This is a genomic window from Streptomyces sp. NPDC088261 (genome assembly GCF_044740805.1).
Classification (GTDB): domain Bacteria; phylum Actinomycetota; class Actinomycetes; order Streptomycetales; family Streptomycetaceae; genus Streptomyces.
Window position 1 is genome coordinate 85,758 of sequence record NZ_JBIURL010000002.1, and the last position, 26,508, is coordinate 112,265.

The 26,508-nt window shown below is 70.1% G+C and carries 22 protein-coding genes; 11 read left to right on the plus strand and 11 right to left on the minus strand.

Translation table 11 applies throughout. From position 1 onward, the window contains the following. Positions 1 to 28: 28 nt before the first annotated feature. The 7 genes from ACIODU_RS04375 to ACIODU_RS04405 all read right to left on the minus strand — a co-directional run bounded on the left by ACIODU_RS04375 (position 29) and on the right by ACIODU_RS04405 (position 8,274). Positions 29 to 2,782, minus strand: coding sequence for a phosphoesterase (locus ACIODU_RS04375; RefSeq protein WP_401763740.1), 2,754 nt, complete (start codon positions 2,780 to 2,782; stop codon positions 29 to 31). A 4-nt stretch (positions 2,783 to 2,786) separates the two neighbouring features. After that, positions 2,787 to 4,148 (minus strand): ABC transporter permease, encoded by a 1,362-nt coding sequence (locus ACIODU_RS04380; RefSeq protein WP_401763743.1) that lies wholly within the window; start codon positions 4,146 to 4,148, stop codon positions 2,787 to 2,789. Further along, positions 4,145 to 5,083, minus strand: a complete 939-nt coding sequence (locus ACIODU_RS04385) for an ABC transporter ATP-binding protein (protein ID WP_401763746.1) — start codon at positions 5,081 to 5,083, stop codon at positions 4,145 to 4,147. The genes ACIODU_RS04380 and ACIODU_RS04385 overlap by 4 nt, the downstream gene beginning before the upstream one ends. A gap of 184 nt (positions 5,084 to 5,267) precedes the next feature. Beyond that, on the minus strand, positions 5,268 to 5,975 hold the full coding sequence (locus tag ACIODU_RS04390; protein WP_401763749.1) for a phosphatase PAP2 family protein: 708 nt from the start codon (positions 5,973 to 5,975) through the stop codon (positions 5,268 to 5,270). Continuing rightward, entirely contained in the window at positions 5,972 to 6,634 is a 663-nt protein-coding gene (locus tag ACIODU_RS04395; protein WP_401764898.1) for a DedA family protein, read from the minus strand. The genes ACIODU_RS04390 and ACIODU_RS04395 overlap by 4 nt, the downstream gene beginning before the upstream one ends. A gap of 208 nt (positions 6,635 to 6,842) precedes the next feature. Beyond that, complete coding sequence (locus ACIODU_RS04400) at positions 6,843 to 7,142, minus strand: hypothetical protein (RefSeq protein WP_401763752.1); 300 nt, start codon at positions 7,140 to 7,142, stop codon at positions 6,843 to 6,845. 157 nt (positions 7,143 to 7,299) lie between these two features. Further along, positions 7,300 to 8,274 (minus strand): glycoside hydrolase family 6 protein, encoded by a 975-nt coding sequence (locus tag ACIODU_RS04405; protein WP_401763755.1) that lies wholly within the window; start codon positions 8,272 to 8,274, stop codon positions 7,300 to 7,302. Between the two features lie 492 nt (positions 8,275 to 8,766). On the opposite strand from ACIODU_RS04405, the gene ACIODU_RS04410 reads away from it, so the two are divergent. Both ACIODU_RS04410 and ACIODU_RS04415 read left to right on the plus strand, forming a co-directional pair. After that, on the plus strand, positions 8,767 to 9,207 hold the full coding sequence (locus ACIODU_RS04410) for a DUF6232 family protein (protein ID WP_401764901.1): 441 nt from the start codon (positions 8,767 to 8,769) through the stop codon (positions 9,205 to 9,207). Then, a complete protein-coding gene (locus ACIODU_RS04415) occupies positions 9,204 to 9,548 on the plus strand; it encodes a hypothetical protein (RefSeq protein ID WP_356419448.1) in 345 nt (114 codons plus the stop codon). Before ACIODU_RS04410 ends, ACIODU_RS04415 begins: the two co-directional genes overlap by 4 nt. Before the next feature lie 199 nt (positions 9,549 to 9,747). Here ACIODU_RS04415 and ACIODU_RS04420 read toward each other — a convergent pair whose 3' ends face one another. From ACIODU_RS04420 to ACIODU_RS04435, 4 genes are read right to left on the minus strand one after another with little or no spacing between them, the layout of a single operon-like run. Beyond that, positions 9,748 to 10,725 (minus strand): 4-hydroxy-3-methylbut-2-enyl diphosphate reductase, encoded by a 978-nt coding sequence (locus ACIODU_RS04420; protein ID WP_401763758.1) that lies wholly within the window; start codon positions 10,723 to 10,725, stop codon positions 9,748 to 9,750. Between the two features lie 33 nt (positions 10,726 to 10,758). Further along, the gene (locus tag ACIODU_RS04425; protein WP_401763761.1) at positions 10,759 to 11,787 is read right to left on the minus strand and encodes a polyprenyl synthetase family protein; all 1,029 of its coding nucleotides are present in this window, start codon (positions 11,785 to 11,787) and stop codon (positions 10,759 to 10,761) included. Next, positions 11,784 to 12,923 (minus strand): flavodoxin-dependent (E)-4-hydroxy-3-methylbut-2-enyl-diphosphate synthase, encoded by a 1,140-nt coding sequence (gene ispG, locus ACIODU_RS04430; protein ID WP_401763764.1) that lies wholly within the window; start codon positions 12,921 to 12,923, stop codon positions 11,784 to 11,786. Before ispG ends, ACIODU_RS04425 begins: the two co-directional genes overlap by 4 nt. Beyond that, entirely contained in the window at positions 12,920 to 14,761 is a 1,842-nt protein-coding gene (locus ACIODU_RS04435; RefSeq protein WP_401763767.1) for a 1-deoxy-D-xylulose-5-phosphate synthase, read from the minus strand. Before ACIODU_RS04435 ends, ispG begins: the two co-directional genes overlap by 4 nt. A 397-nt stretch (positions 14,762 to 15,158) precedes the next feature. Between ACIODU_RS04435 and ACIODU_RS04440 the strand changes: the two genes are divergently transcribed. From ACIODU_RS04440 to ACIODU_RS04480, 9 genes are all read left to right on the plus strand, one after another. Beyond that, the gene (locus ACIODU_RS04440; RefSeq protein ID WP_401763770.1) at positions 15,159 to 16,355 is read left to right on the plus strand and encodes a 3-deoxy-7-phosphoheptulonate synthase; all 1,197 of its coding nucleotides are present in this window, start codon (positions 15,159 to 15,161) and stop codon (positions 16,353 to 16,355) included. 1,040 nt (positions 16,356 to 17,395) lie between these two features. Continuing rightward, positions 17,396 to 18,379 (plus strand): polyprenyl synthetase family protein, encoded by a 984-nt coding sequence (locus ACIODU_RS04445; protein WP_401763773.1) that lies wholly within the window; start codon positions 17,396 to 17,398, stop codon positions 18,377 to 18,379. A 45-nt stretch (positions 18,380 to 18,424) separates the two neighbouring features. Continuing rightward, positions 18,425 to 19,303: a methyltransferase domain-containing protein gene (locus ACIODU_RS04450; protein ID WP_356419433.1), complete on the plus strand. Its 879-nt coding sequence runs from the start codon at positions 18,425 to 18,427 to the stop codon at positions 19,301 to 19,303. A 189-nt stretch (positions 19,304 to 19,492) separates the two neighbouring features. Next, positions 19,493 to 20,665, plus strand: a complete 1,173-nt coding sequence (locus tag ACIODU_RS04455; protein WP_401763777.1) for a cytochrome P450 — start codon at positions 19,493 to 19,495, stop codon at positions 20,663 to 20,665. After that, complete coding sequence (locus ACIODU_RS04460; protein WP_401763780.1) at positions 20,662 to 21,591, plus strand: 4-hydroxybenzoate octaprenyltransferase; 930 nt, start codon at positions 20,662 to 20,664, stop codon at positions 21,589 to 21,591. Before ACIODU_RS04455 ends, ACIODU_RS04460 begins: the two co-directional genes overlap by 4 nt. A gap of 14 nt (positions 21,592 to 21,605) precedes the next feature. Further along, complete coding sequence (locus tag ACIODU_RS04465; RefSeq protein WP_401763782.1) at positions 21,606 to 22,448, plus strand: arylamine N-acetyltransferase; 843 nt, start codon at positions 21,606 to 21,608, stop codon at positions 22,446 to 22,448. A gap of 59 nt (positions 22,449 to 22,507) precedes the next feature. Then, positions 22,508 to 23,515: a diiron oxygenase gene (locus tag ACIODU_RS04470; RefSeq protein WP_356419422.1), complete on the plus strand. Its 1,008-nt coding sequence runs from the start codon at positions 22,508 to 22,510 to the stop codon at positions 23,513 to 23,515. A 53-nt stretch (positions 23,516 to 23,568) separates the two neighbouring features. Beyond that, positions 23,569 to 25,686, plus strand: a complete 2,118-nt coding sequence (gene pabB / locus ACIODU_RS04475; protein WP_401763785.1) for an aminodeoxychorismate synthase component I — start codon at positions 23,569 to 23,571, stop codon at positions 25,684 to 25,686. After that, positions 25,683 to 26,480: an aminotransferase class IV family protein gene (locus ACIODU_RS04480; protein WP_401763788.1), complete on the plus strand. Its 798-nt coding sequence runs from the start codon at positions 25,683 to 25,685 to the stop codon at positions 26,478 to 26,480. The genes pabB and ACIODU_RS04480 overlap by 4 nt, the downstream gene beginning before the upstream one ends. Positions 26,481 to 26,508: the final 28 nt, after the last annotated feature.

A 26,508-nucleotide genomic window follows, 5' to 3' on the forward strand; every position in this document is an offset into this window, starting at 1 on the left:
GACGCCCAGGGGGCGTCACCGCCGAGCGTCAGCCGTCGGTGTCCGTCGAGGGGATGAAGGCTCCCGGAACGTCGTCGGGTGTGTAGATCTTCTTCTCACCCGGGTACGGCTTGGACCAGTTGTACCGCTGGTAGTAGGTGAAGTGGTTCATCTGCTCCGGGTTCGCGAAGTCGGCCACCGCGTGGGTTCCTGTCGTACGCTGGTGCGACTTCCACGCGTCCCACGTCGACGCCGTCGACTTCATGCTCGCCGGTACCTTCGAGGCCGGTACGGCCTCCGCCTTCGGGTCCTGCGGAGCCGGGGTGTCGAGGCCGCAGGAGGGCGCGGTCGCCAGGCCGTCGGTCAGCGACGTCCGGTTGGTGACGGCGTTGTACGGCGTCAGGTCGGGCTTCTTGGTGAAGGCCCCGGTCATCGGGGTGGCCGCGGTGTCCTTCTGGTTCATCGGGTGAATCCCGAGGATCTGCTCGATGGTGCGGACCATGGTGATCTGGGAGTAGTAGCGGCTGTCGACGCCGCCGTGCTGGGTGTAGGGGCTGATGATCTGGACGGGCGCGCGGTGGCCGTCGACGTGGTCGAGGCCGGCCTGGGAGTCGTCCTCGACGACGAAGATCGCGGAGTCCTTCCAGTACTTGCTGTGCGAGATCTCGTCGACCATCTTGCCGACCGCGAGGTCGTTGTCGGCGACCTGGGCGGCCGGGCCTGCGGGGCCTCCGGTGTGGTCGCTGGAGAGCCAGAACATGTTCAGGTTGGCGGGCCCGTTCTTCTCGAAGTCCTGCTTCCAGATCTGCTCCCGGTACTGGTCGGGGACACTGGTGTCGAACTTGGGGAAGCCCGGCACCGACACGTCGTTCAGTGAGGGGATCGGCGAGGACGAGGTCATCGGGTAGGCCGTGGCGGCCCCGGTGGCCTGCATGTTCTTGCTGTCGCAGTAGAGGTTCTGCCAGCTGGCGCCCGACGGCTTGGTGAGGAACTGCTGGAACTCACCGAAGTCACGGACCGATTTGCCGGCGGCCTGGGCGCCGGTCCAGAGGAATCCGCTCTTCTGGTGGCCGAGCGCGTCGTCCTCGGTGTCGTAGGAGCGCAGGTACTCGCCGGCCGACGACTCGGTGTACTCGGGGTTGTCGGCCTGCATCAGCCAGTTGTGACCCTCGGCCGAGTTGGTGCCGATGTCGTACGTGTTGTCGTACAGGCCGAACTGGGAGGCCAGCGCGTGCTGGTTCGGAGTCACGTTCTCGCCGAAGTCCGCGAGAGCCGGGTCGCCGTTGCCCTGGGGCATGTCGCCGAAGAGCTGGTCGTACGTGCGGTTCTCCTTGACGATCAGGAAGACGTGCTTGATCGTCGAGGGGTCCCCGATCTTCTTCGGGACCGGTACGGCCTTGGCCTTGCTCTTGCCCTTCGCCGCCTGTGCCGCGTTCTTGGTCCAGCCGTTCTGCTGGAAGACCTTGTCCGTCTGGGCCTTGATGGCCTTGTCGCTGGGCAGCGTGAAGTGCGTCAGGCTCGACGTGGTGTCGTGGGTGCCGTGCTGGTCGCTGTCGGTGGTCCGGCGGGCGTCGACACCACGGGTGTTGGAGACGACCACTTCCCCACCGACCGTGGTGACCTCGGCCGGGAAGTAGTCCGTGGGGAGCAGACCCACGTAGCTGACGGGTTCCTGGGCGCTGGTGAACTTGTAGACGGCGACCGCGTTGGCCCGGCCCAGTGTCACGAGGAGGTGGCCGTCGTCGGTGAGGGTCACCGCGTTGGGCTCGTAGCCCACCGATGCCTCGGCCCACGGCTGGGTGGAGATGGTCTGGACGACCTTGTTGTTCTTGGGGTTGATGACGGAGACGGTGTTGTCGGCGGTGTTGGTGACGAACACGGCGTTCTTCGTCGCGTAGACCGCGGTCGGGTGCAGACCGACGTCGATGCTCGCGGGGGCGGCCTGCGGCTTGTTCAGGTCGATGACGCTGACGGTGCCGGTGGTGGTGGCGCCGGTCACCGGGTTGGCCGGCACCTGCGTACCGTACGAGTTGATGGTGGTCTCGCCGGGCCTCGCCGCGCGGCCGCCCTCGTTGCTGACGTAGAGCTTGTCACCGACCTGGACCAGGCCGCGCGGGGCGTTGCCGGTCTGCCAGCTGCGCTGGACGGCTCCGGTCGACGCGTTGATGGCCACGACCCGGTTCTGTCCGTTGACGGCCGCGTACACGGTGGAGCCGTCGGGGGAGAAGATCGCCGCGGCCACCAGCGCGTGCTTGGTCCCGTCCGCCGGGATCGGGACGGTGGTCGGGCTGGACAGACTGCCGTCCGCGTTGACGGTGAACCTGGTGTAGCCGTCGGTACGGCCCAGCCACAGGTGCTTGCCGTCGGGCGAGTACGCGGGGGCTTCCTGGCCCACGTCTCCGCCGCTGATCTTCAGATCGGCGGTCGCGCCGCTGCCTATGACCTGCTGGACCTTCCAGGTCTTCAGGTCGATGATGTTCAGCACCGCACCGCCGTCGGTGACCGAGGCGGCCAGGTGGGTCCCGTCCGGGCTGACGGACGACGACATGATCTTGCCGTCGCTCACGAGCGCCCGCTTGCCGTACGGCGCCAGGTACTGATCACTGGAGATGACCTGGCCCTTGGCGGTCGTCTGGCCGACCTGCTGCCTGCCGAACTGGTCCGTCTGGGCGAAAGCGGTGCCCGCCGCCGCGACGGCGAGGACGGTGATGCCCGCTGTCATGAGGGGGACGCGGCGTCCGAAGCCTCTGTTCGCGGAGGAGGACCGGTCCTCCGGCTCATGCCTGCGGCGTGTTACCTGCATGGGACTATCCCTTCGTGGTGCCGAGCAGATCGACATTGCCGTCGAACTGCCAAAGCGGGTTGGGCGCGTCACCGATCGGTGTGCGCACCAGGAAGTAGCCGTTCACTTCCTTCGGTCCGTCACCGTCGGCGACGAACCGCCCGTCCGGAGTGATGTCGAGTTGATAGACCGCCGTGCCGGTGGCCTCGACATCGGGGAGATGCCAGGAGACGACACAGCGCCAGTCGTTGCCCGCCCCTTCGGCGTGGTCCGGGACGCCGCCCTTGGTGCAGGCCGCCGAGGACTTCAGCTGTGCCTCGGTCACGGCGGGCCGGTGCAGTTCGTCGGTCTGCCGGCGGTAGAGGTGGGCGAAGGCGACGGCGAGCGAGTTCTCCACCTTGGTCTGCTGGATCCCGGAGCCCGTACTCGGTACGGCGGCCGCGACGACCCCGACCGATACCGCGAGCAGACCGACGAGCGGGAGGGCTCCGGCCGCCAGGGCGCGGCGGGGTGACGCGCCGTCCGCGAGGTTCGTGAAGTCGCGCCGTACGAAGAGCAGACAGGCCAGGACCGTCGCGATGACGGCCCACACCAGGCTGACAACGATGCCAATGAGCAGCGGACCGAGCTGCCCGGGAGAGGTGAACAGGCCCTTCCAGCCGATGAAGGCGTAACCGGGCAGCGCCAGGCGTACGGGGACGGGGAGGGGCAGCATCTGGGCGAGCTGCATCGCCAGCGCCACGAGCGCCGGCAGCAGAAGCCCCATCGGGGAGCGTCCGAGCGTGACCGAACCGAGCAGTCCGATCCCCGCGAGGGCCAGGGTCGGGGCCAGTACACAGGCCCAGGCGAGAAGGACCTTGCCCGCCGCGTCCCCCGCCGACAGCAGACCGCCGTCCAGACCCACCAGCGGCTGGTTGCCGACGGCGGCCAGGCCACCGACGACGCTGGAGCCGGCCAGTCCCGCCACGAGCAGCACGATGACCGAGAGGCTTGCCAGTGCCTTCGCCGCGAAGATCCGCCGCGGCGACCGGATCGCCACGAGCAGGTGGCGCCAGGTGCCGAGGCGGTCCTCGGCGGCGAACACGTCGCCGGCCACCAGGGAGGTCAGCAGCGGAAGCGCCCACTGGCCCGAGAAACCGAGGACGACCAGCGGTCCGGCCCAGCCCGTGGCGTGCATCCACCGGCCGAAGAGGGTGTCGACGGGGAGCGAGCCCTGTTGGCTCACCGCCGCGACGAAGAGCGCCGGGGCGATCCAGCAGGCGAGGACCACCAGCCGGATGCGCCACTGGGAGACCAGTTTGACCAGTTCGAAGCGATAGCCGCGCGCGACGGAGACAGGACGCGTGGCGAGGGGGGTGACCCGCTCGGTGACGGGAGTCGCGGTCATCGGCCGGCCTCCTTGTGCTCGGTGAGGGCGAGGAACGCCGCCTCGAGGGGTGAGACGACCGGGGCGAGTTCACGCAGCGCGACACCTGACTGGACGAGGTCCACGACGAGTTCGTCGAGGGCCGGAACCAGGGCCCGTACGACGAGCAGGTCGGCGTCGTGGCGCGGCGCGGCGCCCTCGATGACCCGGATCCCCCTGGCGGCGGCCAGCCGGCGTGTCGCCCGCGGGTCCGAGGTACGCAGCCGGTAGTCCAGTTCCCGGCTGTCGGGGGCCAGTTCGCTCAGCGGGCCGGAGAAGACGACGCGCCCGGTGGAAAGGATGGTGACCTCGGAGCACAGCGCTTCGAGATCGTCCATGCGGTGACTGGAGAGCACGACGCTGGTCCCCTCCGCCGCGAGCCGGGTGAGGACACCGTGGACGTGTTTCGCGCCGGCCGGATCGAGGCCGTTGGAGGGTTCGTCCAGCACGAGCACGCGGGGCCTGGTCAGCAGCGCGGCGGCGAGACCGAGCCGCTGGCGCATGCCGAGGGAGAAACCGCGGGCCCGGTCGTCGGCGACATCGGTGAGCCCGACCTGGTCGAGTACGTCGTCGATCCCGGCGGTCCGCCTGTCGTGGCCGCGCAGGGCGGCCAGGGCGGCGAGGTTCTGCCTGGCGGTGAGCGAGGGGTACAGGCCGGGCCCGTCCACGAAGCCGGCCACGCCGTCGGGAGCGGCGAGAGCCCGCCCCACCGGCGTGCCGAGTATGTCGAGTTCACCGCTGTCGGCGACGGCCAGGCCCAGCAGGAGGCCGAGCAGGGTGGTCTTGCCTGCGCCGTTCGGCCCGACCAGGCCGTGGATCTGCCCCTGCGTCACCTCCAGATCGACGCCGTCCAGGGCGATGACGTCGCCGAACGACTTGGTCATCCCGCGCGCCCGGATGGTGGAGAAAGTGTCCATGGATCCCTTCCTTACGAACCCTTATGGACCTTAGGTGTGACCTACACCTAAGTCGGGGGCGGGAAGTTGAACGATCGTGGAACAGGGGACGACCGCCGTCCACGATCCGGCCGCTTCGGCCACCAGGACTTCGCGGCGGCTGTCGCGGCCGTCGCGCCGGGCCGCCGGCCGGGGCGACGGCCGGTCAGGAACCGGGTCGCGACGGCCGTGCGCGTACGAAAAGGGCGGCGCCCGTGAGACACGCCGTGGCGTAGAGCCAGCCGCCGATCACATCGCTGGCCCAGTGCACGCCGAGGTAGATCCTGGTGAGGGCGACGGCCACCGCCCAGACGAGCGGCAGAAACCGTACGGTCCGCGGGAGACGGCTGTGGGCGCCGCGGAGCGGGGGGCCGCCGTCGGGGGAAGCGGCGCCCGTATCCGCGGAGGCGCGTGCGGTGTGCCGCGTGATTCCCCAGTACAGCAGGCCGCCCGCCAGGGCCGAGGTGGTGGCGTGGCCGGAGGGGAAGGCGAACCCGGAGGCGTGGGTGGCCCAGTCGGCGAGGGGCGGTCGAGGCCGGGCGATCAGCGCCAGCAGGCCGTAGCGCGCCGCCTGTCCCGCGAGGAGGGCCGTGAGCGCGAGAGCGCCGGCGCGCAGCCGCTCCGACGTCGTGCGGCCGGCCGGCAGGCCGGCGGCCACGGCGATCAGGTAGGGCCATGGGCCCGTCCCGGTGGTGGTGATCCCGCGCGCCAGGCTCACGGCGAGGTGGGGGCGGTGCCGTACGGACCAGGTGTGTGTCGCCCCGTCGCCCGGGAGTGGCGCTCCGTGCCGTACGGCGACCAGGACCGCGAGTGCGGTGAACAGCGTCGCCGAGGCGCACGCGAGGACGGCTGTCCGCTGTCGCGGACCGCTCACGGCATGTCACCCTCGCCTGCCCGCCCGCGCGTACGGGCGCGGCGCAGTTCCAGGGCGAGCGGGATCAGGGAGACGATCACCACGACCGCCACCATCGGGAGGAGGTAGCGGTCGACGTTCGGGATCGACGAGCCCAGGGCGTACCCCGCGAGGACGAGTCCGACGGTCCAGATCACCCCGCCGACGGTCTGCCAGAGCAGGAAGACCCTCGCGGGGACCTCCAGTGCTCCGGCGAGCGGGTTGAGGACGGTCCTCACGACCGGTACGAAGCGGGCGAGGACGATCGCCTTGGCGTGGCCGTACCGGGTGAGCAGTTCCTCGGCCCGCACCGCTCCTTCGCGCAGCCGTTTCGCCCGGCCGCGGGCGAGCAGCGCCCGGCCGCCGCGGCGGCCGATCCAGAAACCCGCCTGCGCCCCGGCCAGTGCGCCGGCGACCGCCGCCGCGAGTACCTGGGGGAGTGAGAGGTGCCCCGGACCCCGCGAGCCGTCGACGCAGAGCAGGCCGGCGGTGAACAGCAGTGAGTCGCCCGGCAGGAAGAACCCCACGAGGAGGCCGGTCTCGGCGAACAGGACGACGGCGATGCCCAGAGCCCCGAAGGCGGAGAGCAGTGAACCGGCGTCCAGAACGTTCACGGCCAGGGATTCGGCGAGCGGGGCCATTGCCACGGCGCGACCTCTCAAAAGGTGGAGGGGGCGACGCTCGCCCCCGAAGAACCACACGTGAAGGACTACAGCGATGTAGACGGTCTACTGGACTGTAGTCGATGAGAGTGCGCGAAGCGATTCCGCTGCCGAAGCGGGTTGCTGGGAGTGGAGTGGTACGGGCGCCGGCCGCCGGGCGGCCTCAGTGCGGCGCGTGGAGCCTGGGCTACTTCTTGCCGCCGCTCTTCGACGGGGTCTGCGCCAGGGTGCTCGCCGCCGCTGTCTTCTCCGCCTTGGTGGCCTTCTTGCTGTTCAGGGTCTTGCCCGCGGCGGAGGCGGCCTTCTTGCCGGTCTGTCCCTTGCTCTTCGGGGCCTGGGACACCGCGCTGGCCGCCGCCGTCTTCTCGGTCTTGGTGCTCTTCTTGCCCGTCAGCGACTTGCCGGCCGCCGACGCGGCCTTTTCCCCGGTCTGACGCGTGTTCTTCGTGCTCTTCGTGTCCTTCGTGTCCTTCGTGCTCTTCGACATGTGGATCGATCCTCTCTGAAGCGGATGTGCCTTGGCCCGCGTCTACCCCTCAACCTCCCTGCCACGCTTGCCCAGTTGACGCGAGGACGACGTCCACGCGGGATGACCGCGGGCCGCGACCGGGAGGGCGCGGCCCGCGGTGACGCGTCGGGCGGGCTCAGTATCCGAAGATCAACTTGTACGCGACCTCCGGGAGGAACTGACCCGCCGCGGACCCGGCGCCCACTCCGCAGTTGCCGTCGGAGTCACCGGGCGTCTTCAGCCACAGCAGCATCTCGGCTCCGCCGCCCGTCTGCGCGGCTGCCCCGATCCGCCGCCCTGCCGGGTTGCACCACTCACCGTTGGAGTCGTTCCCGTTGCGGCTGGTGTCGATGACGAACGGCTTTGTGTAGCCGAAGGACGCCGACAGCGCCGCGTTGACGGCGTTGCCGTAGCTGATGTTCCGTCCGTTGCCGTAGTAGTTCGAGATGTTCGACGCGAAGCCGTGCGCCTGTCGCGCCCCGGCGCCGTCGAGAGCCCGGGCCATGGTGCCCGCGTCGATCCAGCCGGGGTTTCCGGCGTCCAGGTACGTCCACGTGTTCGGCGCCTGCGCGGAGAACCGCGCCAGGGCGTCCCTGAGCATGCCGTTGCGCTCGTCGATCTGCTGCTGGGACATGCAGCTGAAGTCACCGAGCGAGTCGGGCTCGATCACCACCAGCGCGGGCCGCCCGCCGATGGCCGAGGCGAAGGCGGAGATCCAGGTGCGGTACGCCGCCGGGGAACCGGCCCCGCCGCCGGAGTGGCCGCCGCACGCGTCACGGCCGGGGATGTTGTACGCGATCAGGACGGGAAGCTTGTCGGCGGCGTCCGCGGCTCCGACGTACGAGCCCACCGCGGCCCCGATGTCACCGCTCCAGGCACCGAACCACCGGGCCATGGGGCGCGAGGCGATGTTGTCCCGGATCGCCGGCGCCCGTCCGTCGCCGGGGTTCGCCGCGACCCACGCGGCCGGATTCGAGTGCGGGTCCACGTAGAACCCGCTGGTCATGCCGATCGGATCGGCCTGGACTCCGGCGTCGGCCTGTCCGGTGCCGAAGGGCAGGAGCAGGCACGCGAATGCCGACACGGCGAGCGTACGCATCATCTTTCTCATGAGTGCAGCCCTCTCTGGGAGCGCTCCCACATCGGCGGTGACTCAGCGCGCGGGGAGACGCGGGTGGGGGGAGGATCGAGCGGTGGTCTCCTGGGGGCTCTCTCCGGGAATGCCGCTGTCAGACGAGACAGTGACAGGGGGTCGGACGGCTGTCAATGAGTTCGGCGAGGGGTGCGGGACGAGGGAGGCGGGGGGTGCGGGAGGAGGGACGAGGAGGGCGCGGGGAGTGGGACGAGGGGCAGGCCCATGGACTCGGAATTGGCTGCTTCTCGTCTCGCGCGCGGAGCCGAGTTGCTGCTTAATGGGGCTCCCGCACGCGCGGGTGAGCCATGAGTACACGGGGAGCACATGAACACCACGGGGGGCGGCTTCGGGCCGCCATCAACACCCACGCCACCGCCAGGACCACCGCCCTCCCGCCCGCCGGATCCTCCGTCCGGGTCTCCCACGAACCCGCCGCCGCTGCCGCCGCTGCCGCCTCCGGGAGGCGTCCTGGAGGTTTCGGTCAAGCGCCGGATGCTCTGGATCGGTGCGGCGGCCCTGCCACTGAACAACCTCACCCGGGTCGAGGCCATCAAGCTCCGGCCGGAGCGGCACCTCGTCGGCTTCCTGATGGGGCTGGCGCTTGTCGCCGCCGTCTACTCGGTGACCGACTGGACACTGGTTCTCGTCCTGCTGCTCGTTCTGGCCGGCTTTTTCGTCGCGGCGCTGATCAAACCGGAGCGGCCGGCGCTGGTGGTGGAGACGGCCGGCGGCTCCTTGGTCCTCGTGACCCTGCCGAGCGTGGACGAGCTGCGGTCGATCGCCGGGCGCATCGTCCACGCGATCGACCACCCGGAGGCCGAGTTCACCGCGTACGTCAACCAGTTGAACAACTACAACGGCCCCGTCTTCAACCAGAGCGGCGGTCAGAACACGGGGATCAGGCTGTGAGTGAACCGACGCACCACTCGACCTACAACGGCCCGGTCTTCAACCAGAACGGCGGTCAGAACATCGGCATCAACTACGGCTACGTCGGTGCCGGCCAGGACCCGGAATTGCGCGCGGCCGTCCAGGAGTTGACCGCTCGGCTCCGCGACCTCGCCGCCCACCTCACCCCGGACCAGGCGCGTGCGGTCGAGGAGACCCTGCCGGTGCTCGCCCTGGACCGCGAAGGCATGGCCGAGCGCGGCCTCACCCTGGCCCGTCTCGGCCAGATCACCACCGTGGTCGGCCCGGTGGCCCAGCCCGTCGCGGACGCGCTGGGCCGACTGCTCGGACTGCTGGGGTAGGGCGGGCGACGAACCCCGGCCCGCCTGGTGGTCACGCCGAGGCCGGGAACCTCACTCGTACGGGGCACATGGCCGGCCCGGCAGTCACCTGACCGGCCTTGGGCCTGTCCGGCGGATCGTCGTGGGCCCGCAGGCCCGGCACCGCGGGCCGATCCACGAAGATCCGCCGGACGCCCCTACCGGTGGCGTGGCCGTGGGGTCACCGCAGATCGCGGCGCAGCTCGTGGGGGAGGGCGAAGGTGATGGACTCGTCGGCGGTCGTCACCGTGGTGACATCGTCGTATCCGCGCTCGGCCAGCCAGTCCAGGACGCCGTCGACCAGGACGTCGGGGGCGGAGGCGCCGGAGGTCAGGCCGACCGTGGTGACGCCCTCCAGCCAGGCTTCGTCGATCTCGTGGGCGAAGTCGACCAGATGGGCGGCGGGCGCGCCGGCGTCGAGGGCGACCTCGACCATGCGGACGGAGTTGGAGGAGTTCCGCGAGCCGACGACGATGACGAGTTCGGCCTCCTCGGCGAGTTTCTTCACCGCGGTCTGCCGGTTCTGCGTGGCGTAGCAGATGTCGTCGCTGGGCGGCGAGGTCAGATGCGGGAAGCGGGTCTTGAGGGCGTCGACGGTTTCCATGGTCTCGTCCACGGAGAGGGTGGTCTGGGAGAGCCAGACGACTTTGGACTCGTCGCGTACGGAGAGGTTCTCGACGTCCTCCGGGCCGTCGACCACGGTGATGTGGTCGGGGGCCTCGCCGCTGGTGCCGATGACCTCTTCGTGTCCTTCGTGGCCGATCAGGAGGATGTCGTAGTCCTCCCGCGCGTACCGGACGGCTTCCCGGTGGACCTTGGTGACCAGCGGGCAGGTCGCGTCGATGGTCGCGAGGTTGCGGGCGGCGGCTTCGGCGTGGACGGTCGGGGCGACGCCGTGGGCGGAGAGCAGGACGATGGCACCCTCGGGGACCTCGTCCGTACGTTCGACGAAGACGGCGCCCTTGTTGCGCAACGTCTGCACGACGTGTTTGTTGTGCACGATCTCGTGGCGGACGTAGATGGGCGCCCCGTACTGTTCCAGGGCCTTCTCGACGGCGAGCACGGCGCGGTCCACGCCCGCGCACCAGCCGCGGGGCGAGGCGAGCAGGACGCGGCGGGGGTGCGCGGACGGTTCGGGTACGGCGGGCGAGTGGGTCATGGGATCCTCTTCGTCATGGGGTCCTCGACTTCGTCATGTGGTCCTCGACGTGGTGGTGAAGGCCAGGGACCGCAGTACGGCCTTGATGTGGAGGGGCAGGGCGGCGGTGTCCAGGGTGGTGAGCGCGGTCTGGCGCCGCTGGGCGATCATTTCTTCGAGGGCGGCGCGGGCGCCGGTGTCGATGAGGACGGTCCGTACGTGCCCGGCGTCGTCGTGGTTCAGGTACGGGTTGCCCACGTGGCGGCGCAGCGTGCGGAGTTGGCCGGCGTCGGCGCGGCCCAGGGCGAGGGCCATCAGGACGGTGGCCTTGCCCTTCCTGAGGTCGTCCAGGTCGGGTTTGCCGGTGTCGTCCGGGTTGCCGAAGACCCCCAGCAGGTCGTCGCGCAGCTGGAAGGCCTCGCCCACGGGAAGGCCGTAGGCGCTGAGCGTGCTCCGTACGGTGCTGTCGGCGGCGGCGAGGGCCGCTCCCAGCAGCAGAGGGCCTTCGACGGTGTACTTCGCGGTTTTGTACCGGGTGATCGTCAGGGCCGGGCCGGTGTCGGCGGGGGGCTGTCCGGCGTGCGAGATGTCGAGGTACTCCCCGAAGACGGTGTCGGCGCGCAGCTGGTTGGCGACGGGCAGGACCGCGGCGAGCTGGGCGGGGGTGAGGCCCGCGCCGTGCAGGAGGTCGTCGGCGAGAACGAGGGCGAGGTCACCGACGAGGATGGCGGCTTCGGTGCCGACCTGGCGGTGGACGGTGGGCCGGCCGCGGCGGGTGTCGGAGGCGTCGATGATGTCGTCGTGGATGAGGGCGAAGGCGTGGAACATCTCCAGGGACGCCGCGGCCCTGAGGACCGGTTCGGGAGCGCCGGTCCCGCCGGCCGCCTGCCAGCCGGCCACGCACAGCACCGGGCGGATCCGTTTGCCGCCGGCGCCGAGGAAGTCGCTCAACGCCTGGACGGCCTCCTGCGGCAGGCCGCGCCGGCGTGCGCTCCGCATCTGGCCGCTCAGGTGGTCGGCGAGCACGGTGTCCACCGCGCGGCGTAAGGAGTCCTGGTCGAAGAGGGAGGCCGGGTCGCTCACGCGGGGGTCTCCTCCTCGGGGTTCTCCAGGGCCAGTTGCTCACCCAGCCGCATCGCTTCCTCGACCAGCGCCTCGACGATCTTCGACTCGGGTACGGTTTTGATCACTTCGCCCTTGACGAAGATCTGGCCCTTGCCGTTGCCGGAGGCGACCCCCAGGTCGGCCTCGCGCGATTCGCCGGGCCCGTTGACGACACAGCCCATGACCGCGACGCGCAGCGGGTGGGGGAAGCCGTCCAGGGCGGCGGTGACCCGTTCGGTGAGGGCGTAGACGTCGACCTGGGCGCGGCCGCAGGAGGGGCAGGAGACGATCTCCAGCCGGCGGGGGCGCAGTCCGAGCGATTGCAGGATCTGGAGGCCGGTCTTGACCTCTTCGACGGGGGGCGCGGTGAGGGAGACGCGGATCGTGTCGCCGATGCCCTCGGCGAGGAGGATCGCGAAGGCGGTGGCGGATTTGATGGTGCCCTGGGGCGGCGGGCCGGCTTCGGTGACGCCCAGGTGCAGGGGGTAGTCGCAGGCGGCGGCGAGGTGGCGGTAGGCGGCGACCATGGTCATGGGGTCGTGGTGTTTGACGGAGATCTTCAGGTCGGTGAAGCCGTGCTCCTCGAACAGGGAGCACTCCCACAGCGCGGACTCCGCCAGCGCCTCGGGGGTGGCTTTGCCGTACTTGGCCAGCAGCCGCCGGTCCAGGCTCCCGGCGTTGACGCCGATGCGGATCGGCACGCCGGCCGCGCCCGCGGCCTTCGCGATCTCTTTGACCTTGTCGTCGAACGCCTTGATGTTGCCGGGGTTGACCCGTACCGCGGCGCAGCCGGCGTCCAGGGCGGCGAAGACGTAGCGGGGCTGGAAGTGGATGTCGGCGATGACGGGGATCTGCGACTTTGCGGCGATCGCGGGCAGGGCGTCGGCGTCGTCCTGGGAGGGCACGGCGACGCGCACGATCTCGCAGCCGGCCGCGGTCAGTTCGGCGATCTGCCGCAGCGTCGCGTCCACGTCCGCGGTGGGGGTGGTGGTCATGGACTGGACGGAGACCGGCGCGTCGCCGCCCACGGGCACGGCGCCGACGTGGATCTGCCGGGAGCGGCGGCGTACCGGTGCGCGGGGAACGGTGGGCATGGGGAGAGCGACGAAGGTCATCGGGGGATCCCGTCGGTGGGGGCGGTGTGCGCGAGGGGTTTTCCGGCGCGGGCGCGCAGGACCGCGCCGGCGATCCGCTCGGCCGTCAGGCCGGCGTCGGCCAGGAGTTGTTCCCGGGGGCCGTGGGTGAGGAAGGCGCGTGGCAGGCCCAGATTGTGCACGGGGGTGGTGATCGCGTGGTCGCGTGCGGTCTGGGCGAGGGTGCTGCCGACGCCTCCGGTACGGGAGTTGTCCTCCACGGTGACCACCAGCCGGTGCCGGGAGGCCAGTTCGAGCAGTTCGGGTGCGACCGGGATCGCCCAGCGCGGGTCGGCGACGGTCACTCCGATGCCCCGCTCGGTGAGCAGGGTGGCGGCCTGGAGGCAGAGGGGGGCCATCGGACCGTACGAGACGAGGAGGACGTCCCGCATCCCGGACGCCGACAGGACGTCGACGCTTCCGGTACGGCGTACGGCCTCCAGGTCCTGCCCGGCCGTGCCCTTGGGGAAGCGCAGCGCGGTGGGGCCCTCGTGCGCGGTGGCCTCCCGCAGCAGCGACCGCAGTTGGCCGCTGTCGCGCGGCACGGCCAGCCGCAGGCCGGGCACGATGCCGAGGAGGGAGGCGTCCCACATGCCGTGGTGCGAGGCGCCGTCGGGGCCGGTGACGCCGGCCCGGTCGAGGACGAAGGTGACCGGCAGCCGGTGCAGGGCCACGTCCATGAGGACCTGGTCCACGGCCCGGGTGAGGAAGGTGGAGTAGAGGGCGACGACGGGGTGGAAGCCTCCCATGGCCAGACCGGCCGCGGAGGTGACGGCGTGCTGTTCGGCGATGCCGACGTCGAAGACCCGGTCGGGGTACTTCACGGCCATCGGATGCAGGCCGGTGGGGCGGAGCATGGAGGCGGTGATGGCCACCAGGTCCTCGCGTTCACCGGCCAGTTCGAGCAGGGCCCGGCCGAAGACGCCGGTCCACGACACGGCGGGCGGCCCCGAAGCGGCAGGAGCGGCGGCGGGCCGGCCGGTGACCGCGTCCACGGTGCCCACGGCGTGCAGGCAGTCCGCCTCGTCGTCCTCGGCCGGCGCGAATCCCGAGCCCTTGACGGTCACCGCGTGGACGAGGACGGGCCGCCGCAGGAGGCGGGCCCGGTCCAGGACGGCCTCCAGCGCCCTGGTGTCGTGGCCGTCGACGGGACCCAGGTACGTGAAGCCGATCCGGGTGAACAGGTTCTCGCCCGCCTGGTCCCGTGCGGTGGCGGTGGGATGTTTCAGGGCGTGCAGCTGGTTGGTGAGGGCCCCGGTGGTCGGGGCGTAGGAGCGGCCGTTGTCGTTGAGGACGACGACGACCGGACGCCCGGCCGCGCCGATGTTGTTCAGCGCTTCCCAGGCCATGCCACCGGTCATGGCCCCGTCGCCGATGACGGCGACCACCGACCTGTCCCGGTGTCCGCGCAGTTCATGGGCCTTGGCCAGGCCGTCGGCGTAGGAGAGGGAGGTGGAGGCGTGGGAGTTCTCGCTCCAGTCGTGCGCCGACTCGGCGCGCGAGGGGTAGCCGGACAGTCCGCCGGCCTGGCGCAGCCGGTCGAAGTCCGCGGCCCGTCCGGTCAGGATCTTGTGGACGTAGGACTGGTGGCCCGTGTCGAAGAGGAGCGCGTCGCGGGGCGAGTCGAAGACGCGGTGCAGGGCGATGGTCAGTTCCACCACGCCCAGGTTGGGACCGAGATGGCCGCCCGTCGCACAGACCTTCTCGATCAGGAACGTACGGATGTCCTGGGCCAGGGCCGCGAGTTGTCCGGTCGGCAGGGCACGCACGTCGTGCGGGCCGAGTGGGTTTCGTGGCAGGACAGTTGCAGTGGGGGGCATGAGCATCCTTCCGCCGTGGACAAGCGCAGCACGCGTCACGAGGACCGTGGTGGCTGCGTCGTTGTTATGGAGGGTGAGGCTTCTTCGGGTACCTCCGTTCGGAATGCGTCAGCACCGCGGCTGCGGGCACACTGGGAACACCGCACACAATCAACGTCCGCACGGCCTTCGCCCGCCGTGCGTCACACCGGCGGGCCGCTCGGTAGAGGCATCGCACACCGGGGGTCGCAGCTGAAGCACCACCACGCTACGGTAGCGGACAGTCTGTACAACAGGACAGGCAGCGAACAGGCCGTGCCGACAAGTGTGTTGACCGCAGGTTGACCAGTGGAGAGGCTGCTTGTGCTGTATCTACACTTTTCCCCGGCCGGTCCCGGCCGCGTACGCCACGACCGCCATGCGTAGGCCGGCCCCGCAACAACCCGAGTGGGACGACCCCTCACAGGTACGGCGCATCCGGGAGGTACTGGCCGCACGCCCCCCGCTGGTCAGGGCCGAGGACGTACGCGCGCTGCGGACACTGCTGGCGCGGGTGGCCCGGGGTGAGGCCCTGGTGGTGCAGGCCGGGGACTGCGCCGAGAACCCGGACGAGTGCGACGCGGCGTACGTGTCACGCAAATCGGCGGTGGTGGACCTGCTGGCCGCGACACTGAAGGCGGCCACCCACAAGCCGGTGGTACGGGTCGGACGCATCGCGGGCCAGTTCGCCAAGCCCCGGTCCAGGCCCTTCGAACGGATCGGCGACCTGGAACTGCCGGTCTACCGGGGGCACATGGTCAACGGCCCGGAGTACGACGCGGAAAGCCGCCGGCACGATCCGCTGCGCCTGCTGACCTCGTACATGACCGCCTGCGACGTCATGGAGCACCTGGGCTGGCGCGGGCCCGCGGCCCTGGGGCAACAGCCCGTGGCCGAGGTCCGTTTGTGGACGAGCCACGAGGCCCTGGTCCTCGACTACGAGGTACCCATGATCCGTGAGCTGGGTGACGGGCGCCGCTGGCTCGGCTCCACCCACTGGCCGTGGATCGGCGAGCGGACCCGCCAGCTGGACGGCGCTCACCTGGACCTTGTCGCCGGAATCGTCAATCCGGTGGCCGTGAAGGTCGGTCCGGCCACCACCCCGGAGGACGTCACCGTCCTGTGCGAACGGCTGGACCCCTCGCGGGAACCGGGCCGCCTCACTCTCATCGCGCGGATGGGCGCCGAGGTGGTCGAGGACCGGCTGCCCGCGCTCGTGGCGGCGGTCCGGGCGGCCGGACATCCGGTCATCTGGCTCAGCGACCCCATGCACGGCAACACCGTGACCGGCCCGGACGGGCACAAGACGCGCCTGCTGGAGACCATGGCACGCGAGGTCAGGGGATTCCTCCGGGCCGTGACCGATGTCGGTGGCACGGCGGGCGGACTGCACCTGGAGACCACGCCCGACAACGTCCTGGAGTGCGCGGCGGACCTCTCCGCGTACGAGGGGAAGACCGTCCGCAGGACCAGCCTGTGCGACCCGCGGCTCAATCCCGAACAGGCTGTCGCGCTGGTCTCCGCCTGGTCGGACGTACGCGCCACCGCCTCGGGAGATGGCGTATTCGTCATGTAGGACGTCCGTGAACCGGCGGTGTACACCGCCTGTACGGCCCCCGGCGCACCGACCGCGGCTCCCCCCGCACAACCGGTCATTCCCGGGCGCTCTCCCATGCCCAGGAGCCGCCGGGGCGGACCTGTGAGCCGTGCGGCGCCGGAGGCCGATTCGCCCTGAGCGTGGCCGGTAATGGGCCCTTTCGCCCTCGGACCCGTTATCGAAAAGGAGGGGTCGGCCGCTGCCCGTACGTACTCCGCCGGGTTGGTAATTCAAGCCAGACTCAAAAAAGAGAGGCACAACCGATCGGGCGTGGACGGTGCCCGAACAGAGTGGGGGCCGGGCCCGTTCGGTGCCCGCGTCGAGTTCGTCTTCGCCGGGACGCAGATCTGGAACATCTTCCGCGACCGCCGCCCCAAAGGCGGCGGCCTTCATCATGCCATGCGCGCCTTCGTCCGCCCGCACCCCCTCATGCCGGCCGCACGGGGGGAAGTGGCGCTGGTCAACCAGCCTTCCGTAGATCATTTACGGGTCGCTGTTCACGCCCGGCCAATCAGGGGATTTCGGGATGGCGAATTACATGCCGCTCAAACCGCCCAAGCCGGGGAAAAGCCCGATCCGTCGGCGACGGGATTTCGAACAGGTCGAACATCTGCCGGCTCCGCGGAGTGCTGGGCTCGATTCCCGCCAGGGCCGTAAGGCGTCGTTGACACGGCTGGGAGAGGTCACTCAGACTCCAATCCGGTAGCGCGGATTCCGGGGTTTTCGAAACCCGGGAGCGGCTCACCGGTGACCAGCATGCCCGTTGAGCTGCGGTGATGCTGGGTGATCATGGGCTTTCGCATAAGCCTCCATGCATCGGAATTTCACCGCACGGCTAAGTGGAGCAGGAGGTGAAGAGGTGTGATGGCGTGTATGCAACATGTTCAGCACATTGATGGGTGTTCACTGGTTCAATTCGCGAACGGCATGTGCTTCACTCGCGTGGCCGGAGGGGAATCGCGATGAGTACACGTGTCACCCCGTCCGCCGGGTCCCAAGCCCTTCTGTCGCCGAACGTAGTGCGATCCACCGTATTGCCCGTTATTCAGCAACAGGTTTCTCTGCTGGATCCGCCGACACTGGCCCGGATCTGCCGTTACCATCTCGGCTTCATTGACGAACATGGTGACCCCAGCGTCGGCGGGGACGGGAAACTGACCCGTGCCAGTCTTATGACGGCGGTCGCCGATGGAGTCGGGCTGCGACCGGAGGACATACAGTCCCCGGCGGCGGCGGTGGAGTTGCTGCACAACGCGACTCTGCTCCACGACGACATCGCCGACACGGACGAACTGCGCCGCGGCAGGCCGGCCGCCTGGAAAGTATTCGGCGTGAGTCTGGCCATACACGCCGGAAACGCGTTGCAGGCTCTCGGTCTGCGCATCGTCGTGGACGATTCAGGACCGGGCCACCACCCGATCGCCGGTTCGTTCGCCAAGGCCGTCGCTCTGGTCCACGCGGGCCAGGCCCGTGAACTCACTCTCCGGCCCGGTACGGGCTCCGGCATCGCCGCGTACGAGCAGATGGTGATGGAGAAGGCCTCGGCATTGCTGGAGTTCTCACTGGTGGCGCCGGCCCTGCGGGCGGGCAGACCGGAGAACGTCCTGGCCGCCCTGCGCGACGCGGCACGGCACCTGGGCATCGCCCTCCAGATCTCCAACGACGTGGAGGACATCTGGGGCGATCCCGCGGTGACCGGCAAGCCGATCCGGGGAGACATCAAACGGCGCAACCTGACCTTCCCCGTGCTCGCGGCCCTGGCCTCCGACGGCCCGGCCGGCGGCCGGCTGAACCTCCTGTGGAACGCCGAAGGCACCACACCGGCACACCTCCAGGCACTGGCCGATCTCATCGAGGAGGCCGGCGGCCGGCACACCGCCGAGGGGCTGTCGGGCCGCCACCTGGACTCGGCCGTACAGGCCCTCGGACGGGCCGCACTCACACCGGCCGCGACCACCGAACTGACCACGTTGTTCGACCGCATCGTCAATCGCGCAGCATGACCCGCGCCGCCCGACAGGGGCGGCACCTGGATGGGAGTACGCAACATGACCACGACCCACGACAACCCGGCCTCCCCTGTCGTCCGCACCGAATTCGAGCGCCGGGCGCAGGCCCACTACGAGACCAAGACCCAGGACCCGATCAACCTCCTGCTGGGCGAGGAGGACGGGCTGTACCACCACCACTACGCCGTCGGCGGCTACGACAAATCCGTCCTGGAGGTCCCCGAGCCCGAGCGGGACGCCGCGATCCTCGCGGAGATGGGCCGGATGGAGAACGAGCAGGTCGAGCTGGTGCTGCGGGGGCTGGCCCCGCTGTCGCCCGACGCGAGGGTCATGGACGGCGGGTCCGGTCGCGGCGGCACGTCCTTCCTCGTCAACCGGCGGTTCGGGTGCGAGGTGGTGGGGGCCAACTTCTGCGCCCACCACATCGCGTTCGCCGAGCGCCTCGCCAAGGAGAAGCACGGCTGCGACGACAAGGTGTCCTTCAAGTTCGCCAACATGTGTGACACCGGTCTGCCCGCCCACTCGTTCGACGCCGTGTACACCAACGAGACCACCATGTACGTCAACCCCGCCGAGGCCTTCACGGAGTTCGCCCGGCTCCTGCGCCCCGGTGGCCGCTACGTCTGCGTCACCTGGTGCGCCAACGACGCCGTGTCGACCAACAGCCAGGCCGTGAAGCTCATCGACGAGCACTACGACTGCCACATCAACAACCGCAGCGAATACTTCAAGGCGCTCGCCGACAACCACCTCGTGCCCTCGCAGGTCTGGGACCTGACCCAGGAGGCCATCCCCTACTGGGACCTGCGGTCCCACTCCGGACTGCGTACCGGCGTGGAGCAGCCGTTCCTCGACGCGCACCGGAGCAACGAACTCAACTACATCGTCGTGGTCGCCGAGTACACACCGCCGGCCTAGGACAGCAGTTCCTCGACGGACACGGAAGCAACGCACTCAACTACATAGTCGTTGTGGCCGAACCGCACACCGCGCGCACGGCGGGTGCCCTCGAGAAGATGCCCGGTGCTCGAGTGGCGCCCGCCGTTCCGGTGATCACCGACCGGAACGCGAGTGCGGCGGTGGTCCATCTCGACGAGGAGGTTGTCAGTGAAGACCACAGCTCAACTGCCCTTCGAACAGGCGCATCTGCTGCACGTCGCGCCGCGTCTGCGGACGCTCCAGTCCGAGGGCGCGATCCACCCCGTCCGTACGGTCGACGGGGACGAGGCGTGGCTGGTCACCGGCCACGCCGAGGTGCGGGCCCTGCTGGACGACAAACGGCTCAGCCGCTCCAACCCCGACCCCGAGTCCGCGGCCCGCGACAGCGGCTCCGTGTTCCTCGCCGGCCTGCTGGGCGGTTTCGCCACCGACCACGCCCGGATGCGGGAGGTGCTGGAGCCCCACTTCGCACCCGCGCGCATGCTCGCCCTGCGCGACCACGTCGAAACACTGACCGACCACCTGCTCGGCGAGTTGGCCGCGCAGCCGGCCCCGGCGGACCTCCGCCAGGCGCTGGCACTCCCGCTCCCCATCCTGGTGATGTGCGAATGGCTCGGCGTCCCCCACGAGGACAAGGACCGGTTCAGCCAGTGGACCCAGGACGCCGCCAACGTCCAGGACCGCGCCAAGTCCCAGCAGGGACTGGGCGAGTTGTTCGGCTACTGCCAGAACCTGGTCGCCGACAAGCGGCAGAACCCGGGCGACGACGCGATCTCCCGGCTGTGCGCGACCGAGGGCCTCAAGGACAACGAGGTCGTGGGACTCACCGCGCTGCTGCTGTTCGGCGGCTTCGAGACCACGGTCGCCCGCATCGGCACGGGCGCCCTGCTGCTGCTGGTCAACCCCGGGGAGCGGCAGGCCCTCCTGGACGAACCGAGCCTCATCCCGGGCGCGGTGGAGGAAATCCTGCGGATGTCGATGCCGAACCCGCACAACGGCGGCATGCCGCGCTACGCGCTGACGGACCTGGAGATCGACGGAACCACCGTCCGGGCCGGAGACCTCCTGCTGCTCAACATCATCGCGGCCAACCACGACGAGACGGTCTTCGCCGACCCCGAACGGGTCGACGTCACCCGCCACAACGAGGGCAGCCTCACCTTCGGCCACGGCGCGCACTACTGCGTCGGCGCGCCGCTCGCCCGGATGCAGCTCCAGGTGGCCCTCGCCCGGCTCGTCGAGCGCTTCCCGACCATGCGCCTCGCCGTCGAGGTGGAGGAACTGCGGCTGCGCCACGACACACTGACCGGCGGGCTGGTCGAGCTTCCGGTGACCTGGTGACCGGCGTCCCGGCGGCGGCGGGACGCGCCAGGGCCCCGAAGATCTCCGAGCGCGTGGTCAAGAAGAGCCCCGATCCCCTGCGCGCCTATCTCATCCTGATGCGCCTGCACGCCCCCACGGGGGTGGTGCTCTACCTCCTGCCGGGACTGTGGAGCCTCACCCTCGCCTCCGGGCGGCGGCCCGACCTGCTGTCGGTGGTCCTGCTCGCCCTGGCGGCCGTGCTGGTACGGGGGGCGAGCTGCGCGGTCAACGACGTCATCGACCGCGACATCGACGCCCTGGTCGCCCGTACCGCGTCGCGTCCTGTCGTGGCGGGGACGATCAGCGTACGGAACGCCCTCCTCTTCTCCGCCGCGCAGGCGGTCGCCTCGCTGCTGATCCTGGCGCTGGTGAACGCCGAGACGGCCCTGGTCGTCGGGGCCTCGTACCCGCTGCTCGTCGCGTACCCCTACATGAAGCGCGTCTTCCCCTGGCCCACGGCCTGGCTGGCGCTGGTCATCAACGTGTACGCGCTGGCCGGCTGGACGGCGGTGACCGGGAGCCTCGACTTCCCGCCGGCCGTGCTCGGTCTGTACGCGTGCGGGTTCTTCTGGACCCTGTTCCACGACACCGTCTACTCCCACCAGGACAAGGAGTACGACCGGAGAATCGGTGTCAAGTCCTCGGCCCTGATGTTCGGCGGGGCCACCAAGGTGTGGCTCGCCGTCTTCATCGTGCTGAGTGCCGGCGGCGCGTGGTGGGCCGGCGCCGAGGCGGGGACCGGCTGGGCCTTCCCCGTGCTCGTCGGGTGCGCGGGGCTCCTGCTGACCTGGCTGACCGTACGCGTGGACCTGGACGATCCACAGTCCTGCTGGGACACCTTCGTCGCCAACCGCTACTTCGGCTGGATCATTCTCGCGGCCGCCGTCGCCGGCCAGTTCACCTGAGGGATGGGATACGCATGACGGATTCGATGTGGCAGGGCAACGGCGTCGACCTGGACGCCTATCTGTCCCGCGTGGGACACCTGGGCGACGTGGCGCCCGATCTCGGCACACTGCGGCGTCTGCACACCGCACACGTCGACGCGATCGCGTTCGAGAACATCGACGCGATGCTCGGGCGCGCGGTGCCGCTGGACCTGGAGAGTGTCCAGGACAAGATCGTACGACGGGGCCGGGGCGGCTGGTGCCTGGAGCAGGTCGTGCTCGTGGCGGCCGTACTGGACCGCATCGGGTTCACGTTCACCGCGCTCGCGGCCCGGTCCCGGATCCGTACCGGGAACAAGTTCGGCCCCGCCGTCCATGTGGCCCTGTGCGTCGAGCTGGACGGCGAACAGTGGCTCTTCGACGTGAGTTTCGGGGGGTACGGGCTCCACGAGCCGATCCGCCTCGCCGAGGGATCGCAGGCCGGCGGCGACTGGTCCTTCGACCTGGTGCGGGAGCCGCGGGGGGAGCACGTCCTGCGCTTCCTGCGGCCCGAGGGACCCGCGGAGCTCTACGGGTTCACCACGGATCAGCGCTATCCGGCGGACTTCGAGATCCTCAACCACTTCTGCCTGTCCCACCCCCGCTCACCCTTCAACCACCGGGTGATCCTCCAGCGCACCCAGCCCTCGGTCAGGCACGTCCTCATCGGCAACGTCCTCACCGAGATACGGCCGGGAGAGCCGGCCACCCACCGGGAACTCGACGAGGACGAGACGCTCTCCGCCCCCGAGAAGATCTTCGGGGTCACCTTGGAACCGGGCGAGGCCGAGGCACTCAGGACCGTGGTCGCCGCGGCCGCGGCCGGCCGGCCCTGACCCGGACCGGACACGTCACCGCCCGGGCCCATCCATCGACAGCAGGGGAGATCACAGGGATGATCAATCCGGAATTCGGGGCGTACTCCGTGGCGGAACGGCTGCGGTCGCTCCCCGAACACGATCCGAACGACGCAGTGGAGAACGCCATCATCAGCAGGCTCGCCGACAACTGGAACCGGCGCGCCACGGTCAGGCGGCGGGAGGAGACGCTCGACGACGTGTTCGAGCACGACAGGCCGGACTTTCCCGTCGCCCTCCTGCCGTTCCGGAACCATCCCACCTATCTGGGCCTCGACGACGACGTCAAGGCCAAGCTCCTCGCGTGGGGCTGGGTGGCGTTCAACAAGAACGTCATGGACATCGAACAGTACGTGGTCAACACGGGGTTCGGCCTGATCGCCAGAGGCGTCTTCGACACGGGGCTGGACGGGTCCATGGAGATCGCGGTCACCCAGGCCATGGTCGACGAGCAGTACCACACACTGATGCACCTGAACGCCAGCGCCGTGACGCGCCGGCAACGCGGCTGGCGCATGCCCGACTCCGTCCTCCCCCTCGGACACAAGACCCGCCGGCACGCGCACCGGCTCGCCGCCGCCGGGACACCCGGGCAACAGGCCCTGGTCTCCCTCGCCTTCACCACCGTCGCGGAAGTCTCCATCAACGCCCACCTGGACCTCATCGCCGAGGATCACGAGATCCAGCCCCTCAACCGCCTGACGGCCGTCCTGCACAACCGCGACGAGTACTGCCACGCCTCCATCGCGAGCACCGTCGCCCAAGAGGCGTGGAAGCGCTTCGACGCCGAACAGCGCGGCTGCTTCCTCGCCGAACTGGCCGACGGGATGGAGGCGTTCGCCGCCCACGACTTCACGACCTGGGCCAGGATCCTCGACCTGCTCGGAGTGGAGGGAGGCGGAGAGATGCTGCGCGACCTGGAGAACGGCTCGGGCAGCGGCCGGCTCCTCCAGGACTTCAGTGGGTTGCGGCAGCTGTGCCACGAGCTGGACGTCGTCGACTCCGTCCCCTTCGACTGGTCGACGGTGACGACCGACGCCCCGTGAGGTGCCCCGCACACCCCTCCTCTCCGCCTCCCACAACCACTTGGTGTCCGCCCATGCGCGTCCTGCTGATCGACAACTACGATTCCTACACCTACAACCTCTACCAGCTGCTGGCGAAGGTGTACGGCATCCCGCCCGTCGTCGTACGGAACGACGCCGCGGCCTGGGACCACCTCGATCTGGACAGCTTCGACGCCGCGGTCATCTCACCGGGACCGGGGCACCCGGCCGTTTCCCGCGACTTCGGCCGCTCCCGTGACGTCCTGGAGCACACCCGGCTCCCCGTCCTGGGCGTGTGCCTCGGGCACCAGGGCATGGGACTCCTGGCCGACGCGCGGATCGTCCCCGCCCCGCAGCCCCGGCACGGCCACCTGTCCACGATCCGGCACCACGGCGACGGACTCTTCGCGGGCATCCCCCAGGACTTCACCGCCGTGCGCTACCACTCACTGAGCGTCGCCGAACCCGTGCCCGCCCACCTCACGATCACCGCACGCGCCGAGGACGGCGTGGTCATGGGCCTGGCCCACCGCGAACGGCCCTGGTGGGGCGTGCAGTTCCACCCCGAGTCGATCTGCACCGAACACGGAGCCCTGCTCCTCGCGAACTTCCGTGACCTGGCCCTCGCCCCGGGCTTGAACGGCGGCGGTACGAGCATCCGTGACCGTCGGGCCGGCGGCGGCGTCAACGGGGTGTCCGTGCCCGGCGCACTGTCGGCTCCGCACCCGGACCCCGTACAACTCCAGGCGGAAATCAGCGTCCTGGAGGGCGCCGTCGACACCGAGGCCGCGTTCCTCACCCTGTACGGCGCCGGCGCACGTTCCTTCTGGCTCGACAGCTCCCACGTCGAACCGGGCCTGGCCCGCTTCTCCTTCTTCGGCTCCGCGGAAGAGCCCGGGGACGAGATGCTGACCTACCGCGTCGAGGACAACCACGTGGTCGTGGACCCCGCCGGAGGTGTGCCCCGCGTGGAGGGCGGCACCATCTTCGACGCCCTCAACCGCCGCACCGGCCGGGTGGTCGCCGGTTCCGAGGAGCTGCCCTTCGACTTCACCGGCGGCTATGTCGGCTACTTCGGCTATGAGTTGAAGGCCGACCTCGGCGCCCGGCGCGCCCACCGGTCGGAGACCCCGGACGCCGTGTGGCTCCAGGCGGACCGCTTCATCGCCGTGGACCACGCCGAGAACCGTACGTACGTGGTCGCGGTGTGCGACCAGCGGGACGTCGCCGCCGCCCAGAAGTGGATCGGCGCGGTGGTCACCGCCCTGGCGGACCTGCCCACACCCCAGGAGGCCGACACGGCTCCGCCGCCCCGCGCCGAAAGCCACGACGCGTCGCGACGACTGGCCCGCTCGCGCACCCAGTACCTCGCCGACATCGGTGAGTGCGACCGCCGGCTGCGGGAGGGCGTGAGCTACGAGATATGCCTCACCAACAAACTGCGCCTGCCCGCACCGGCCAACGATCTCGCCTACTACCAGCGCCTGCGCCGGCTGAACCCCGCTCCCTACGCGGCGTTCCTGCGCCTCGGCGCGGTCACGGTCCTCAGCTCGTCACCCGAGCGCTTCCTCAAGGTGGACGCCGCGCGCACGGTGGAGACCAAACCGATCAAGGGAACGGCCCCCCGCCACCCCGACCCGCGCACCGACGACGAGCGGCGCCGCTCCTTGCAGATGGATCCCAAGACGCGCGCGGAGAACCTCATGATCGTGGATCTCCTCCGCAACGACCTCGGACGGATCTGCGAGATCGGCAGTGTCACCGTTCCCGCGCTCATGGTGACCGAGTCGTACGCCACCGTGCACCAGTTGGTCTCCACGGTCACCGGGAGACTGGGCGACGGCACGTCCGCCGTGGACGCGGTACGGGCCTGCTTCCCCGGCGGATCCATGACGGGGGCGCCGAAGCTGCGTACCATGGAGATCATCGACGCGCTGGAGGGGGAAGCCCGGGGGATCTACTCCGGGGCCATCGGCTTCATGGGATACACCGGGACCACCGACCTCAGCATCACGATCCGCACCGCCGTGAGCCACGACGGCGAACTGACCATCGGTGCGGGCGGCGCGATCGTGCTCGACTCCGATCCCACGGCGGAGTACGAGGAGATGCTGCTCAAGGCCCAGGCGACCCTGCGGGCACTGCCGAAGGCGAGGGTCTCGGACCTGTGACGGTGACACTCGACGGGACGCCCGTGTCCGCGGACGACCTGCTTCCTCTGGCCCTCACCAACGTCGGCCACTTCACGTCCATGCGTGTGGACGCGGACGGCCGCGTCCGCGGCCTCTCGCTCCATCTGGAACGTCTGGTGCGCGACTGCCGGACGGTGTGGGGCGCGGACCTCGACACCGGCCGGGTGCGGGACCACGTACGGCAGGGCCTGGCCGGTGTGACCGGCCGGCCCTGCGTCGTCCGCGTCACGGTCTACGACCCGGCGGTGGACATGGTCCACCCGGCCCGCGCCGACGAGCCGCGCGTCCTGGTGTCCGTACGGGGCGCGGGCGCCCTGCCGCCGGAGCCGCTGCGGGCCCTGTGCGTGCCGTACGAACGTGACCTCCCCGAGGTCAAGCACGTCGGGCTCTTCGGCGCGCTGCACGCCCGCCGTACCGCGCAACTCGCCGGTTTCGACGACGCGTTGTTCGTCGGCCGCGACGGCCTCGTCACGGAGGGCGGCACGTGGAACGCCGGATTCGTGGACCACGACGGCACCGTGGTGTGGCCGAGCGGTCCCGTGCTCCCCGGTGTCACCATGGCCCTGCTCCAGAAGCACACCGAACACACCGGGCACCGGGTCGCTCCCGTCACACCGCAAGAGGCCAAGGGCATGGCGGCGGCCTTCGCGACCAACACCAGTGTGGGGGTCCGCGCCCTGTCCGCGATCGATGACACCGGATTCCCCTCGGACCACCCCGTCCTGGGCCGCCTCCAGGAGACGTACCGGTCGATCCCCGGCGAAATCCTCTGACCTTCCTCCGGGCGCGGAACAGGACGGG

Coding starts and splice junctions, on each gene's coding strand:
- ACIODU_RS04375 (WP_401763740.1), bottom strand. CDS start 2,782: ATGCAGGTAACACGCCGCAGGCATGAGCCGGAGGACCGGTCCTCCTCC.
- ACIODU_RS04380 (WP_401763743.1), bottom strand. CDS start 4,148: ATGACCGCGACTCCCGTCACCGAGCGGGTCACCCCCCTCGCCACGCGT.
- ACIODU_RS04385 (WP_401763746.1), bottom strand. CDS start 5,083: ATGGACACTTTCTCCACCATCCGGGCGCGCGGGATGACCAAGTCGTTC.
- ACIODU_RS04395 (WP_401764898.1), bottom strand. CDS start 6,634: ATGGCCCCGCTCGCCGAATCCCTGGCCGTGAACGTTCTGGACGCCGGT.
- ACIODU_RS04400 (WP_401763752.1), bottom strand. CDS start 7,142: ATGTCGAAGAGCACGAAGGACACGAAGGACACGAAGAGCACGAAGAAC.
- ACIODU_RS04405 (WP_401763755.1), bottom strand. CDS start 8,274: ATGAGAAAGATGATGCGTACGCTCGCCGTGTCGGCATTCGCGTGCCTG.
- ACIODU_RS04420 (WP_401763758.1), bottom strand. CDS start 10,725: ATGACCCACTCGCCCGCCGTACCCGAACCGTCCGCGCACCCCCGCCGC.
- ispG (WP_401763764.1), bottom strand. CDS start 12,923: ATGACCTTCGTCGCTCTCCCCATGCCCACCGTTCCCCGCGCACCGGTA.
- ACIODU_RS04435 (WP_401763767.1), bottom strand. CDS start 14,761: ATGCCCCCCACTGCAACTGTCCTGCCACGAAACCCACTCGGCCCGCAC.
- ACIODU_RS04440 (WP_401763770.1), top strand. CDS start 15,159: ATGCGTAGGCCGGCCCCGCAACAACCCGAGTGGGACGACCCCTCACAG.
- ACIODU_RS04450 (WP_356419433.1), top strand. CDS start 18,425: ATGACCACGACCCACGACAACCCGGCCTCCCCTGTCGTCCGCACCGAA.
- ACIODU_RS04465 (WP_401763782.1), top strand. CDS start 21,606: ATGACGGATTCGATGTGGCAGGGCAACGGCGTCGACCTGGACGCCTAT.
- ACIODU_RS04470 (WP_356419422.1), top strand. CDS start 22,508: ATGATCAATCCGGAATTCGGGGCGTACTCCGTGGCGGAACGGCTGCGG.
- pabB (WP_401763785.1), top strand. CDS start 23,569: ATGCGCGTCCTGCTGATCGACAACTACGATTCCTACACCTACAACCTC.